This is a genomic window from Streptomyces sp. NBC_01244 (assembly GCF_035987325.1).
GTDB lineage: Bacteria > Actinomycetota > Actinomycetes > Streptomycetales > Streptomycetaceae > Streptomyces.
The window spans coordinates 7,219,160-7,233,091 of record NZ_CP108488.1; the positions used below are offsets into that span (position 1 = coordinate 7,219,160).

A 13,932-nucleotide genomic window follows, 5' to 3' on the forward strand; every position below is an offset into this window, starting at 1 on the left:
TGTCCCTCGCCCTGGTGTTTGGCGCCTCGATGTCCTAAGGAGCTCCCTGTGTGCTCACGCTTGCTCTCTATTCCTGCTGTCGCAGCCGCCCTGGATGTCGACCGACGCACGGTATACCGATTCATTGCCGCTGGGGACCTGTCCGTCGTCGACCTGCGTACCGGCGCGGGGAGGTCTCGTGTACGCGTGCCTGTTGCTGGCCTTGACGAGTTCATCAGCAGCCGAATGGTGGCTTCTGCGGCGGCTCGCCGCTAGCCCTGCCCCGTTTCAGTGGCCTTTTCATCTCGAAGTAAGGAACAGTTCTGTACCTGCGCAGATTGGCAACCGGTAACTGGCAGGCGACTGTCCGCAATCGGGCTGGAGACCGGTTCAGTGAATCGTTTCCGCTGAAAACCCAGGCTCGGAAATGGGGCCTGGACCAGGAGGCCCAATTCGCTCGCGGAACCCTGCGAAACCCTCGCGCGGGCGAGATCTCCTTCAGCGAGTGGCACGACAGATGGTGGAGCGCGCGGGTCGCGGAGCCGCACACGCTGCGCGGCGATGCATCCAGCATCAAGAACCACGTTCTGCCGCACTGGGCTGCCTGGGAGATGGGGGACATCATGCGTATGGACGTCCAGACCTGGATCCGTGTGTTGGTGGACAAGGAGGTGGGGGCCTCTGCGATCAGGCGCGCGTACAACCTGATGTCCTCCATCATGCGCGCAGCCGTGGACGACGACGTGCTTCCGGTGAGCCCCTGTCGCAGCATCGACCTGCCCACCATCGCGGTCAAGCCCCCGCAATGGTTCACGCTCGACCAGGCGCAGAGCGTCCTGGACCAACTCTCCGCCCCATGGCGGACCATGTGCCTGTTGGGCTTCTACACGGGTCTGCGCTGGGGTGAACTCGCCGGCCTGCACAGCCATCGCATCGACCGGCGCCGCTCCCGCCTGTTCGTGGTGGAGGTCAACACCAAGAGCGGGATCAAGGAGTACCCAAAGAGCTCGAAGAGTCGCCGGGAAGTGCCCCTTCCGGGCCATGTCCTGGAGGCGCTCGAACGCCAAACCCATCGGCTTGAGCGGGACGCGCTCGTCTTCACCACCACCACCAAGGGCCGTGCTGGGCGTCGTCTCGATGACGGTAACTGGAGGAGGCAGACCTGGTGGCCAGCGGTGGGCGAGGCCTCCTTCTTCGACTTGGACGGCGAGCAACGGCCCGTTCCGCACTACCCTCCGCACTCCATGCGCCACACCTGCGCCTCGTGGCTCGTGCAGAAGGGAGTCTCCCTGTACGAGGTTCAGCACCTCCTCGGCCACGAGAGCTTCCAAACCACTCAGCGCTACGCTCACCTTCAGCCGGACGCCCATAAGGCTGTCCTCGGGGCTTGGGAGCGCCTGGAGGCCCCGCTGACCATCGCCGCATGAACGACTGCGCCCTGTCCGAAACGGACAGGGCGCAGTCGTTCATGCGGCCGCGTTTCCCTCCGCCTTCCTCGGCGGGCCCTGGGTCGTCCGGATGGGGAACGGGCGGGTGGGCATGCTTCCCTGAGATCGTGTGCCGCGGGATCCGACCCCTGCTGGACGAATCACGAGTGGGCGGCCAAAATGGGAGACGCGGCATGCGACTGACTGATGACCAGCCGGCGGATTCATGCGTCAGACCTTGGTCTCGGGGGATGCCCGTGGGTATGTGGGAGCTCTCCGCAGAGCCTAAGCGTGCGGATCGGAGCTCGCTGGGTTTGACGCTCGTTTGACGCTCACGACGCCTGAAGGATCATTCAGGCGGCTGGAAACCCGGCCTGACCTGCATGTTTGTAGGTTGGACTCCCTGCTACATGTTAACGATGACCCAGCATGTCGAGTGCGTCGCGATCCTTGAGCCCGTTGGAAAGGGCCTCTGACCTGTAGGTTAGGGCAGTGTGCGTTATGTGCGCTGTGGGCGTTACGGGCGATATCTTGACGCAGATTTGACGCTCGTGACGCACGTTTGACGCACGCCGTCGGCGATCTCTGACGAGTTGTCAGGCGTAGGAGGGGGCGTCCCGCAGCGGATTTTGATCTTGCTGCGGGAGGCGCCCTTTCCGGTAGTCGGCGACCGAGTCGGCCGGCGGCAGACCCGCGATCCACCTTCTCCTGTCCGATTACGCTCTGTGATAATCCGAGGGGGCTCGCGACTAGTAGCCGGGACCGTAGGGGTTCCATCCGCGCAGGAACGGCTGCAGGTCGCTGGCGCGAGGTTCGGGGATGTCGGGCAGGCGGAGCGTCCCGTTGAGCGGGTTCAGGCGCTCCACGTGGTCGGTGGCCCAGGCGATCCATGCCTCGGCTCCGTCCCTCTCCGGTCCGGTCGCCAAGGTCTTTGCGTGGAGGCGGAGGGCGTCGACATACTCGGCCAGGCCCGCTGCACGGCGCCATGCTTGTTCCTGCGCTTCGAGGTGCTGGACTCGGGCTGCCTCGGCGAAGTCGATCTTTGCCCGTTGCATCGCGGCTTCCCATTGCAGCCGCTTCTCCCGTGCCGCCTCCAGGTCGGCCAGTCGTTTGCGTTCGGCGGCCTCGCCTCGAAGTCCCACTTCCTGCACGACTTCGGCGAGCTGATCCTCAAGAGGGCGCGCGGCCGTGTCGGCCCACTCGTCGGCTCTGTGCCGCAACCCACCACTGATGCAGATCCTTAGGCGTTCAGCGGGGGAGTGGTCGTACCGGGGAATCCTGACCCAAGAGTGCTTCTCGGCGTCCGCGAGTTCCTTCTTCGTGGGGATGTGTTCGGTGCGGTCCTGTTCCTGCAGGATGAAGAAATCGCATCGCTGGCCCTGGGTGGTGATGGTGAAGTGGGGAGGGCCGTTTCGTCGGCGATGTGGCGCGGGTGCACTCTCGGCCGTTCCGAACGCGCTGGTATGCCCCAGCTTCTGCGTTGCGGTGAGCAGCGCGTGGATGAGACGGAAGGCTCTGCTCTGCACGGCTTTGGTCAGTGCCATGGGCTGGGGGTGCGCCTGCAGAGCTCTGACCACGGGGTGTGGAGTGGGGAGCCGTGCCGGTACGGGAATGGGTGGCAGCACGGCCAGTCGCCAGGCTGGGGCGTCGACCAGCCGGATTTCGTATCCGTCGCGGCACCAGCCTGCGTGCAGTTCCTTGGTTGCGGGGATCTTTCCCGACCTGCGTGCTGCGGCAACACGGATCGGCCATTTCTCGGTCTCCCGACCGGTGGCTTCGCGTTTGACGATTCGGCCGCCGGCTTCGGCGAGCTCCTCCAGGAGCTGCTCGGTGACGGTCTTGGCCCTCTTCCTCGGGAGGGGGCTCGTTCCCGGCGATGGCACAGGCGCGGCTGCCTTGACGCTGGCCTTTTCGCCCTCGGCTACTTCAGGCGGCAGGGTTCCAGCCCGTGGTGCGGGCACTGCGTCGATGCTGCGAGGCTGATCGGGGGGAGGGGATCCGTGGTCCAGGTATTGCTCGCCGGCCTTGGTGAGCGCGACGGACCACTGCCCCCGTCGCTTGGAGACTTTGACTAGACCGCGGCTGTGCAGGGCTTGGCAGCTGAGTTTGTGCCCGGTTCCTTCCCACACGCCGTCAGGGCAGCCTCGGGCGACCCATTGCAGCACCTGTTGCTGCCGTTCGTTGAGCTCTCGTGGCACCTGAACTCCCCACCGTGCGAATGCCTGCACAGGCATGCTCGCAGCCCCACTCCGCCTGGCGCGGGTGGAATGGGGGTGGCCGGCGACGATGAAGATTCGGACAGATGTAGGCATGGCCGCCTGCGGTGGCTAGGCTCGCAGTCGTTCGTTGGTGGCCGCCGTGGACGCTTGCTGGCCGGCCTGTGACGGGTGCTGGCCATCTCGCGATCATCCGAGCAGGTGGCCGCCGGGCGTACGACTGCCCGTACTAGCCTGGCCGTCCGTGCTGAGGCGTTCCCGTGTCTCGGGCAGGGGAAGGCTGGTTAGGGGTGTCGGTCCCGCTCGGCTGCGGCCAGCGGGGGATTGGCGAGTGGATCGTGTGAACGTGAGCCGCTCGTGCTTCTGGTGATGGGTGCCTGGGGTAAGCAGGGGCGTGCAGACGCTCCGCAGACGAGGGTGTCAGTTCGAAACGAGAGCGGGTTGGTTCATGTCGGTCGCGGCGCGAGAGCAGATGGATGTCGTCGCAGGCGCGCTCGCTCCCTGCGACCTCGTGCCCCGCGAGGCGAAGCTCGCGCTCGTCGAAGCCTTCCGGAGGGAAGCCGTTGAAGACGCCCACGCCTCTGATGTCGAACATCGAACCTTCTCCCGGTCGTTGACCGTGCCGGCCTCGGCAATGGCCCCGCGCTCGCGCATCCCTGTCCGGCATTGCGCCGGACCGGGCGGTAGCCGGGTCTCTCGCGACGGGACGCTACTACGGAGTCCGCGTCCTGCACGGCAGCTACTGGGTCACAGCGACAGGTCGGCGACCCGCAGCAGTTTGACGACGTCGATCTCCGGCTGCGGCGCGGTGGTGGCCAGGGCAGCGCTTCCGTAGCCCAGTGCCAGATCCGTGAGGTGGATGGCCTGATCCGGCCAGCCGGCCGGAGGATCGTCGATCTGGGCCACTAGGTCGTCCACCGACAGTGCAGGGAAGGGTACCTGGAGTATTCCGTGCCCGGTGAGCTTGACCGTAGCCTCCTTGCGCGCCCAGATCCGGAACAGCGCGGTTCGGAGCGACTCACCGCGGTACGTGGCGAGACTCCGGCGCTCGCTCTCCGAGGCGATTAGGCGAACCATCTCGTCGATCTCCCCCCTATGGCTGCCCAGCTCCACGTCAAGCCCGACCTTGGTGTCGGTCGCGGCCGCAATCACGACGACGTCCCCCGTGTGCGAGACGGAGAAGTCGAGTTCAGGCCCCATCGCGAAGTGGGGCTTCCCGTGGCCGCCGTCGCTGCAGTGAAAACAGGCCCGGCTGATGTCGACCTCGGGCGCCGGCATATCCAAATACTGTGCTCCCAGAGCCCGTTGTATGGCACGAGAGGTGACGAACATCCTCCGCACCTGCTCCCTGCCCAGCTCGTCGGCACGGGACAACTCCGCCGGAGACAGCAGGCTCCGGGCCTCCCACTCGACCGACTCCGCTTCCACGACCCATATCCGCACGACCATGCGTACATCTTATTTCCTGCCCGAGGGATTTCCATCGAGCGCCCAGGTCTCCGGTAGGGAAGGCGCTTTCTGGTCCTTCGGCGCAGGTTGTCGCAGACCAAAACGAAACGGGCCACCGGAATATCCGACGACCCGTCACGAAATCGAGGCTATCCTAAGGCTGAGCAGAAGCCGCATCTGCGGCCTGAGCCTTCAATGCGCGTGCCATACTTGCGCGGCATTCGAACATCAGCCGCCACAGAGGCCCGCTTGGCTCTGTGGCGTCAATCCATTCATCCGTGGCTCGCAGCGTGGTTGTAGCCACTTGGGCTGTGGGGTAGAGGAACTCGACTATCCGCTTCGCCATGTCGGCCCCGCGGGACTCCCATACGTCATGGATCACGGAAAAATACTTACCCGTGTAAGGAGCAAGCAATTCCCGCTGATCCATCTGAACGAATCCGTCGATGATGGCCTTCTGCATGGCACTGGGGAGAGCGTCAGACTCCACGACTGCTGCCCATGCCTCTTCCTTCGCCTCCTTCGTCGGTCGGGCCGCGCGCGCTGTGGCTGCATGGCGCTCACTCGTCGCGGTCTTCTCGCGCTCGAACTCCGCGTCGATGTCAGCTTCATTGGCCAGATTCATTGCAGCCAGACGCTGCACGAAAGCCCATCGCAGCTCGGTGTCCATTGTCAGGCCCGCCAGCGTCTGCTCTCCGTCCAGCAGGTCCTGGAGCAGCTTCAACTGCTCAGGTGTACGGGCAGTGGCGGCGAATGCGCGGGCCCAGGCCAACTGGTGGTCGCTGCCGGGCTCGGCGGAGCGCAGGTGCTCCAGAGCCGCATCGGTCCATTGCTGAAGGCCCGTCTCTCGCCAGTCAGGATCCGTATAGAGGTCCAACGCACGCTTCAGCTGAAAGTGAAGGGTTTGGACGACACCGATATCAGATTCGTCGCCGATGTTGGAGAGCACCAGATCAAGGTAGTCACGCGTCGCCAGTTCGCCATCCCTGGTCATGTCCAGAGCGGACGCCCAACACAGGGCGCGCGGCAGAGAGGACTCGAAAGCGTCCAAGTGCTTGGTGACGAAACCGAGAGACTTCCTGTCCAAGCGGACTTTTGCGTACGTCAGATCGTCGTCGTTGAGGAGGATCACAGCCGGCCGGTTCCTGCCCAGCATCCCCGGCACACTCGTCAGCTCGCCCTCTACATCGGCTTCGATCCGCGCACTGCGAACCAACTTGCCGGTAGCGCCATCGAGGTCGTACAGGCCGATGGCCAAACGGTGCCGCCGCAACGTTGTCTTCCCCTTAGCGCCTCGGGGAAGATCGGGCGCCTCCTGATGTACGACGAAAGAGGTGATGACACCATTGGCGTCAGTCTCGATCCCCGGACGGAGGACGTTGATGCCGGCGGTCTGGAGCCATTCTTCTGCCCACTTGCCCAAATCGCGACCGCTGGACTTCTCCAGGACGCTCAGGAGGTCGTTCAGGGTAGTGTTCCCGAATGCGTGACGTTTGAAGTAGGCCTGCACCCCGCCGAAGAACGCGTCCTCGCCGACGTAAGCAACGAGCTGCTTGAGGACAGATGCGCCTTTCGCGTAGGTAATTCCGTCGAAGTTGGGCCATACGTCTTCGAGCGAGGGCATGTCTGCCATGACGGGGTGCGTAGAGGGCAGCTGATCCTGCCAATAGGCCCACGTTTTGGTCTTGTTCGCAAACGTGGACCATGCCCCCGGCCAACGCGAACCAGGCGCGGAAGCAAGGCATGCCACGGACACGTACGTGGCAAACGACTCGTTCAACCACAAGTCGTTCCACCAACGCATTGTGACCAGGTTGCCGAACCACATGTGCGAAAGTTCGTGCAGAATCGTTTCGGCGCGGTCTTCGTAGGCTGCGTCGGTCACCTTGGACTGGAACACGTACTGTTCACGGAGGGTCACCGCGCCTACGTTCTCCATCGCGCCCGCATTGAACTCGGGTACGAAGAGCTGATCATATTTGGCGAAGGGGTACGGGTGATCGAATTTGTCTTCGAGCCAAGTAAGGCCTTGCCTTGTCGTCTCGAACAGATCCTCCGCGTCCAGGGACTCCGCCAACGAAGGGCGGCAGTAAATTCCGAGTGGGATCACCCGGCCATCCCGCTCGTACGAACTGTGCACCGAGTGATAGGGGCCCGCGATCAGCGCACTGACATACGTGGAGATGCGGGGTGTCGGATCAAAGACCCACACGTCGTCCTCGGGGTCGGGCGCCGGCGAGTTGGAGATGACCGTCCAACCGGCGGGAGCCTTGACCGTGAACTGGAAGGTTGCCTTCAGGTCGGGCTGCTCAAAACTGGCGAAGACCCTGCGAGCGTCAGGAACTTCGAACTGGGTGTACAGGAAGACCTGTCGATCCACTGGGTCGACAAATCGATGCAGTCCCTCGCCGGTGTTCGTGTACGCGCAGTCCGCGACCACACTGAGTGTATTGGATCCCTCTTTCAGGCCGGGAAGCGCAATGCGAGATTCGGCGAACACCTCTGCCGGATCCAGGGTGTTGCCGTTGAGCACAACCTCGTGCACGGCAGATGCCACGAGATCGATGAAGGACTCGGCGCCATTGTCGTTGACGTCAAAACTCACCGTAGTGGCCGACCGGAAGGTGTCATCCTCTTGCGCGTCGGACAGATCCAGTTGAATTGTGTATGAATTCACAGTGAGCAGATTCGCTCGCTGCTCCGCCTCGTCACGGGTCAGATTGATGCCAGGCACTGCTATTCTCCTCGTGCATTATTGATGGGAAACCCTTGCGGCTCTGCCTCTCGCGCCGCCGCGGATCATCGGCCTGCGCAATGAAATTCGAAGAGGGTCCCATCGATATGCGCATACGCGAACGCAGTCGAGACGTCACGCATCAGAGAAACGGAATACTCCAGGCCTAAAATGCAGGCGGCCCGGGAATCGGCCGACGAGGAGTGAGGTCCACTTCGTCGATGCTCCCCGACGTTCCGGATGCCATGTGAACAAGGGCCGCCTCCAAGGCCGGGGGGAACGCGGCGAGGAGTTCGGCAGGCAGATATTCATGGCTGGCGGCAGCAACGACGTGCATTCCCTCACCGGTAGCAACTCGCAAATGGAATCGCGGGCCTTCCTGGCGGACAGCATTCCGCCATACGACGGTGCTCAGCAGCGGGTCACCGTCCGAAGGGGCTTCACCGGCATCCCCTAGGAAGTTGTAGAAGCAGTTGAAATTCATCGGGTCAGGGTCTTGGTGTCCCCGCCCTTCAAGGGCAGTCCGAAGGGCGTCCACGTCGTAGCAGCCGTAGGCGTATACATCGAGGCTGCTGAGGTACGTGCCACGGAGAAAATCTTCCAACCGCATTCCCTGTGCAGCAGAGACGGTCAAGGGCGTCAGCTGATTCATGGAGCTGACGATCTTTTCCCAGCGCCGGTCGAAACGATTCGAAGAGATAAGACCAAAGGTGATCGACTCTCTGCCCTTGAGGCGGAAGAGTGAAAGGGCGGCAGCCCCGAGAATGACCGACTGCACTGAAATATTCAGGCGCGCGGCAATCTGGTTTGCCGCCTCCATTCCGGCCTTGGTGTACATGTCGGCCCGCAGCCGCCGGCTGGTATCCCCCGGGATCCTGTCATCCTCGACGAATTCATCCCATGCATCGCCCCAGTAGTCGATGGTGGCTTGGCGTTGATCCAAGTCGGATCGCTGTTCGAGTGCGAGCTGGACCGGCTGCGGACCGGGCGTCAATTCGTTCCCCGCGGCAAGGGCGTTGAACTGATCCTCCAGCAGAACGCACGCAGCGTGGTCGACGGCCATGTGGTGCAGCACGGAGATCAGGAAGCGAGGCATCCCTTTATGGGTTCCGATGACCGCACGGCAAGGATGTTCGACGTCGATACGGAACGGCTCCTGGGCAATCTCTGCAGCCGCTTCCAGCGCGGCATCGGAGCTGTCGTCGGGCAGCTCAACGAAACCAAGTTTTACATCAGGCACGGGCTGTACGATCTGCAACGGCTCTGCGGGCCTGCGATCGTATACGGTTCTCAGCGACTCGTTCAGCCGCAGGATCTCACTCCAGATACCGTTAATTTGCTCGAGATCCATGCCGTCGGGCAAAGGGAATGCGAGTGTCAGGTCCGGACTGCTCTCCCCTCGGGGCCCAGTGAATTCTGTGGAACGAAGCACAGACAGCTGGCCGAACGTCACCGGAGCTACCGAAACCATTATCACATTCTCCCGCCGACTTGCTCAAATCGGCTCGGCCATTCAAGCAAGTGAAGAAACCGCTGCGCCACGTCGATGAAGAACCCGTGGCGTTTACATGGCAGGGGGTGGAGGATGTATCCCCCACCCCCTGCAGGCCGGCTGTCGCCGGCAATGAAATTAGATGCCGCAGCGGACTGCCATGACTAACTCCCCCTCCCCGTGTGCGTGGTACATGTACCTCCGAAACCGCGAAGGAACATCTCCATCCTACGAGGTCAGAAGGGGAAATGGGAAGTGGTTTGATCATCGTTTTTGCCGCACGGGTTCAAGTCTGTCATTCATGACAAAAAGGGACAATCCTGCACGGGGGATGATCTTCGCCCATTCTCTATACAACCACTCCAATTCTCATACCTTCTTGGCGCATCCTGTATGAGGGCAAGGCGGCCGCAGGGTCGGAGTGGATTCGCGGCGCATACAAGAGTGGGCCCGGCGCTGCTTTGGCAATCGTCAACCGAGCCCAGTTGCAAGCTATTTACTCGGAACTGGTGGGTTGCCTGCTCTTTGGCGGAGGTTCCCCGCGGTGAGGGAGGTGCCGACTATTGGCCCGAAAATGCTTTGGCCATCCGCACCGACCGCTTGGCCGCCGTCGGCCCCAACGGCGCGGACCCGTGGTAACCCGGGGAACACTCGGAGCCACCCTGGGCGTCCCCACCTTTTCCGTGGCGCGTCCGGCGCAGCGGGACGGAGACTCCCCGCCTTCCGATCTTTCCGGCTGAGGACCGGGCCAGCTGTGCACGGTTATCGGCTTTGCGCGGAGCCGAGGATGTCCAGGGTGACGTACGCCGGCGGGTCTTGGAGGTTGTCCAAGTCGGCGCCGAGCACCACGCGGTCGCCGTCCCGGTCGACTTCCGTGAACCCGCTGAAGGCGTAGGTGATCTGCATCATGCGGTTGCGGCCCGTCTCCACGAAGTCCGCGTGGAGTGCGGCCCCCGCCGAACCGGCGAGTCTCATGATGTGGTTGAGGAGCACCATGCCGACACCGCGGGACATCACACGGCAGGACATCAGCAGCATCCGGAGGTGCCAGACGTCCTGCGTCTTCTCCACCAAGGCGAGCCCGATCTTGCCGTACCCGCCGAACCGGTCCGTCAGCGAGGCGACCAGCAGCAGATGGTCGTCCGATCTGCACAGCTCGTCCAGTTCGTCGTACGAGTACGTACGGCCGGTGGAGTTGAGCTGGTTGGTGCGCAGGGTGAGTTCCTCGGCGCGCTGTAGGTCCTCCCGGCGGGCGGCTGCGATCGTGAAGCGCATGTCGAGGCCGGCGAGGAACTCCTCGCTGGTGCCGACGAAGTCACGGGCGAGCCCGTCACGCGTCAGCTGCGCGCGGTACATGCCGCGGCGTTCGGCCGACTCGTCGGTGACGAACCGGGGTCGGAACTCCAGCTGGTGCAGCACGGTGTCGATGTCGGCGGCGTCGACGCAGGTCACCTCCGGCAACACCGACTCGACCTCGGCACGCTCGAACGGCTGGTCGTCGACGAAGGCGAAGGCGTCCAGACCGAGGTTGAGCGCACCCGCGATGTAACGGATGGAGTCCGACTTGGCGCTCCAGCCGATTTGCGGGCACAGGAACAGGTCTGCGATGCCCAGCTCACGGAGAATGGCCATGGCTGTCTCCGGGTCGTTCTTGCTGGCCACCGAGTGCAGCACACCCATCCGGTCCAGACGGCGGATGTGCTCGACCACGTGCGGCCTGAGCGTCACCTGGCCGTCCTCCATCAGGACGCCGTCCCACAGCGTGTTGTCCAGGTCCCACACCACGCATTTGATGCTTCCCTGCGGCCTTGGCGATGCGGCGGCCGCGCTCGGCTGGCTCATCCCTGCACCTCCGTGTTCCCGTGGCTGCGGAACGCCTCGTCGGCGATGGTGATCCGCTGTAGCTCGGTGCTGCCCTCGATGATCTCCATGACCTTGGCGTCACGGTAGAACCGGGCCGTCGGGGCGTCGGGCCCACAGCCGAGCGCGCCGTGGATCTGCACGGCCTCCGTGGCGTGCCGTGCGGCGGCTGTCGAGGCGAAGTACTTGGCCACCCAGGTGGCCATGATGGTGCCGGAGTCACCGGAGTCCTTCAGCCGACCGGCTTCCTCGCACAGCAGCCGAGCCGCCCGTACGTCGGTCACCATGTCCGAGAGCTTGGCCCTGATCAGCTGCTGCTCCGCCAATGCGGTGCCGCCGACGGTGCGCCGGGAGGCGTACGAGGCAGATGCTTCCAGGCACGCCTGCACGATGCCCACCGATCCCGAGGCCACACTGTAGCGCCCCAGGTCGAGCACCCCGGTGAGCACCATGCCGTTGACGAAGCCGTTCGGTCCGACCAGGGCGTCGGGGCCGAGGCGGACCTCGTCGAAGGTCACCTCGGCGAGCATCGACGCCCGGGTACCAAGCATGTCGTGGATGGGGTCGACCCGCACGCCGGGTGTGTCCCGCGGTACGAGGAAGGCGTTGGTGCTCGGCCCGCAGCGGGCGAAGACCAGGAACAGGTCGGCGCGTGCGCCGTTGGTTATCCACTTCTTGACGCCGGTGAGCGTCCAGCCGTCGCCGTGCGCGGTCGCGGTGGTCGTGATGGCGGCGGCGTCACTGCCCGCACCGGACTCGGAGAGGCAGAACGCCCCGAGGAGCCGGCCTGCGGCGAGGTCAGGCAGCCAGCGCTCCCGCTGGGAGTCGCTGCCCCAGCGGTGGATCGCCCAGGACACCATCGTGTGGACCGTCAGCAGGCTGCGCACGGAAGAACAGCCGCGGCCGACCTCCTCGTGGACAGTGCCGAGTCCGACCATGTCCAGCCCGGCCCCGCCGACCTCGCGGGGGAGGAACGGGGCCCACAGGCCGGCCTCGGACAGGCGGACCAACAGCTCCTCCGGGACCGCCCCGGCACGGTCCCACCGGTCCGCCTCGGGGGCGATGTGAGTGTCCACGAAGGTCCGGGCGGCGTGCCGGTCGAGTGTCGGGAGAGTGGTGGTCATCGTCCTGCTTCCTAGGCGGCCGAAGCGGCGGAGAGCCGGCGCTCCACCAGCTCGGCCATCGACGAGACGGTGCGGAAGTTGTCGATCCGCAGTTCGTTGTTGGGCAGGGAGACGGCGAACTGCTTCTCGATGAACATCACGAGCTCCATCGCGAAGAGGGAGTTGATGAAGCCGAGCGAGAAGATGTCCTGTTCGTCCGTCAGTTCGGCCCGCGGGTGGCGGCCGAGGATGAAGGCGCGGATGGTGGCCGCATGGGTGTTCGTCATGGGAGTGCTCCTCAGCGGGGGAGTGGGAAGGGGGGAGGGACAGGGACGTGACTCAGCCGTCGTACGTGTAGAAGCCGCGGCCGGACTTCCGGCCGTGGAACCCCGCTTCGGTCATCTGCTTGAGCAGCGGGCATGGGCGGTACTTGCTGTCGGCGTAGTGCTCGTGGAGCACCTCGACGCTGTGGAGGATCGTGTCGACGCCGATGAGGTCGGCGGTCTCCAGCGGGCCCATCGGGTGGCCGAAACAGCCGCGGAAGACCTCGTCGACCTGCTCGGCGGTTGCGACCCCTTCGTGGACCAGGAAGGCGGCCTCGTTGACCGTCAGCATCAGAACACGGTTGGAGACGAAACCGGCCGAGTCCTTGACCTCCACGGGCTTCTTGCCCATGGCGGCCAGCAGGTCCCGGGTCCGCTGGAGCGTCTCCGGCGAGGTGCGCACGCCGGGGATCAGCTCGACGACCGGCTTCGCGGGCACCGGGTTCATGAAGTGGACACCGACGGTCTGGGCGGGCCGGCTGCTCAGCGAGGCGAGCCGGGTGATCGGAATGGCCGAGGTGTTGACGATGACGACGGTGTCCGGCGCGCAGACCTCGTCGATCTCCCGGTGTACTTGTTGCTTGATCTCCCACTTCTCGGTGACGTTCTCGATCACCATCGATGCCTCGGCGAGCGCGGTTACCCCCACTGCGGTGGTGATGCGGGTGAGGATCTCGTCAGCGTCGAGCGCCGGGCCGCCCATCAGGGCGCTCATGCGGCAGTTCCGATAGATCGCGTCGCGGGCCGTGGCCAGGGTCTCCTCGTCCTTGTCGACGAGGACGACGTCGTACCCGCACTGCGCGAGGTTCTGGGCTACGCCCACGCCCATCACTCCGGCACCCACCACGCCGATGATGCTCATATCCGTCTCCGTGTGTTCGTGCTGCTGTTGATCTGTCAGTTGCCCGGGGCCGGGAGGTCCGGCCTCTTCGTCAGCGGCTGACAGTGTCGCCTCGTTCGAGGGCGAAGCCGGCGGGGACGCCGGCGGGATCGGAATCCAGGCTGACGATCCGGTTGTCGGCGTCGACGAAGACCACGCGGGGCTCGAACACCCTGGCCTCGGCATCCGACATTGTTCCGTAGGCGATGATGATCACCATATCGCCGGGGCTTATCAGCCTCGCGGCAGCGCCGTTGATGCCGATGACCCCGGAGTCCCGCGCGCCCTCGATGACGTAGGTGGACAGCCGGGCCCCGTTGTCGATGTCGACGATGTCGACCTTCTCGCCGGGCAACAGGTCCGCGGCCTCCATCAGGTCCGCGCTCATCGTGACGGAACCGACGTAGTGCAGGTCCGCCTGGGTCACGGTGGCGCGGTGGATCTTCGACTTCATCATCGTGCGGTGCAT

At 64.4% G+C, this 13,932-nt stretch carries 11 protein-coding genes; 2 read left to right on the top strand and 9 right to left on the bottom strand.

Annotated elements, in window-relative coordinates; translation table 11 throughout:
* Nucleotides 1-48: 48 nt before the first annotated feature.
* A complete protein-coding gene (locus OG247_RS32470) occupies nt 49-255 on the top strand; it encodes a helix-turn-helix domain-containing protein (RefSeq protein ID WP_327255523.1) in 207 nt (68 codons plus the stop codon).
* A 62-nt stretch (nt 256-317) separates the two neighbouring features.
* The gene (locus OG247_RS32475) at nt 318-1,406 is read left to right on the top strand and encodes a tyrosine-type recombinase/integrase (RefSeq protein ID WP_327255524.1); all 1,089 of its coding nucleotides are present in this window, start codon (nt 318-320) and stop codon (nt 1,404-1,406) included.
* 749 nt (nt 1,407-2,155) lie between these two features.
* On the opposite strand, the gene OG247_RS32480 is transcribed toward OG247_RS32475, so the two are convergent.
* The 9 genes from OG247_RS32480 to panD form a co-directional block, all read right to left on the bottom strand.
* A complete protein-coding gene (locus OG247_RS32480) occupies nt 2,156-3,604 on the bottom strand; it encodes a hypothetical protein (protein ID WP_327255525.1) in 1,449 nt (482 codons plus the stop codon).
* A gap of 765 nt (nt 3,605-4,369) precedes the next feature.
* Nucleotides 4,370-5,071 carry a 4'-phosphopantetheinyl transferase family protein gene (locus OG247_RS32485; protein WP_327255526.1) on the bottom strand — a complete coding sequence of 234 codons (702 nt, stop codon included), beginning with the start codon at nt 5,069-5,071 and terminating at the stop codon, nt 4,370-4,372.
* Between the two features lie 154 nt (nt 5,072-5,225).
* The gene (gene pepN / locus OG247_RS32490; protein ID WP_327255527.1) at nt 5,226-7,805 is read right to left on the bottom strand and encodes an aminopeptidase N; all 2,580 of its coding nucleotides are present in this window, start codon (nt 7,803-7,805) and stop codon (nt 5,226-5,228) included.
* Nucleotides 7,806-7,971: 166 nt separating this feature from the next.
* Nucleotides 7,972-9,276, bottom strand: coding sequence for a condensation domain-containing protein (locus tag OG247_RS32495; RefSeq protein WP_327255528.1), 1,305 nt, complete (start codon nt 9,274-9,276; stop codon nt 7,972-7,974).
* 783 nt (nt 9,277-10,059) lie between these two features.
* The gene (locus OG247_RS32500) at nt 10,060-11,139 is read right to left on the bottom strand and encodes an HAD-IIIC family phosphatase (protein ID WP_327255529.1); all 1,080 of its coding nucleotides are present in this window, start codon (nt 11,137-11,139) and stop codon (nt 10,060-10,062) included.
* Complete coding sequence (locus OG247_RS32505; protein WP_327255530.1) at nt 11,136-12,281, bottom strand: acyl-CoA dehydrogenase family protein; 1,146 nt, start codon at nt 12,279-12,281, stop codon at nt 11,136-11,138. Before OG247_RS32505 ends, OG247_RS32500 begins: the two co-directional genes overlap by 4 nt.
* Nucleotides 12,282-12,292: 11 nt before the next feature.
* Nucleotides 12,293-12,547, bottom strand: coding sequence for an acyl carrier protein (locus OG247_RS32510; protein WP_327255531.1), 255 nt, complete (start codon nt 12,545-12,547; stop codon nt 12,293-12,295).
* A 52-nt stretch (nt 12,548-12,599) separates the two neighbouring features.
* Nucleotides 12,600-13,445 carry a 3-hydroxyacyl-CoA dehydrogenase family protein gene (locus OG247_RS32515; RefSeq protein WP_327255532.1) on the bottom strand — a complete coding sequence of 282 codons (846 nt, stop codon included), beginning with the start codon at nt 13,443-13,445 and terminating at the stop codon, nt 12,600-12,602.
* A 70-nt stretch (nt 13,446-13,515) separates the two neighbouring features.
* Nucleotides 13,516-13,932 (bottom strand): aspartate 1-decarboxylase, encoded by a 417-nt coding sequence (gene panD, locus OG247_RS32520; RefSeq protein WP_327257718.1) that lies wholly within the window; start codon nt 13,930-13,932, stop codon nt 13,516-13,518.

Bases quoted from the DNA above. Each gene is read 5' to 3' on its own strand.
- OG247_RS32485 (WP_327255526.1), bottom strand. From the start codon at position 5,071: ATGGTCGTGCGGATATGGGTCGTGGAAGCGGAGTCGGTCGAGTGGGAG.
- OG247_RS32495 (WP_327255528.1), bottom strand. From the start codon at position 9,276: ATGGTTTCGGTAGCTCCGGTGACGTTCGGCCAGCTGTCTGTGCTTCGT.
- OG247_RS32500 (WP_327255529.1), bottom strand. From the start codon at position 11,139: ATGAGCCAGCCGAGCGCGGCCGCCGCATCGCCAAGGCCGCAGGGAAGC.
- OG247_RS32505 (WP_327255530.1), bottom strand. From the start codon at position 12,281: ATGACCACCACTCTCCCGACACTCGACCGGCACGCCGCCCGGACCTTC.
- OG247_RS32510 (WP_327255531.1), bottom strand. From the start codon at position 12,547: ATGACGAACACCCATGCGGCCACCATCCGCGCCTTCATCCTCGGCCGC.
- OG247_RS32515 (WP_327255532.1), bottom strand. From the start codon at position 13,445: ATGAGCATCATCGGCGTGGTGGGTGCCGGAGTGATGGGCGTGGGCGTA.
- panD (WP_327257718.1), bottom strand. From the start codon at position 13,932: ATGCACCGCACGATGATGAAGTCGAAGATCCACCGCGCCACCGTGACC.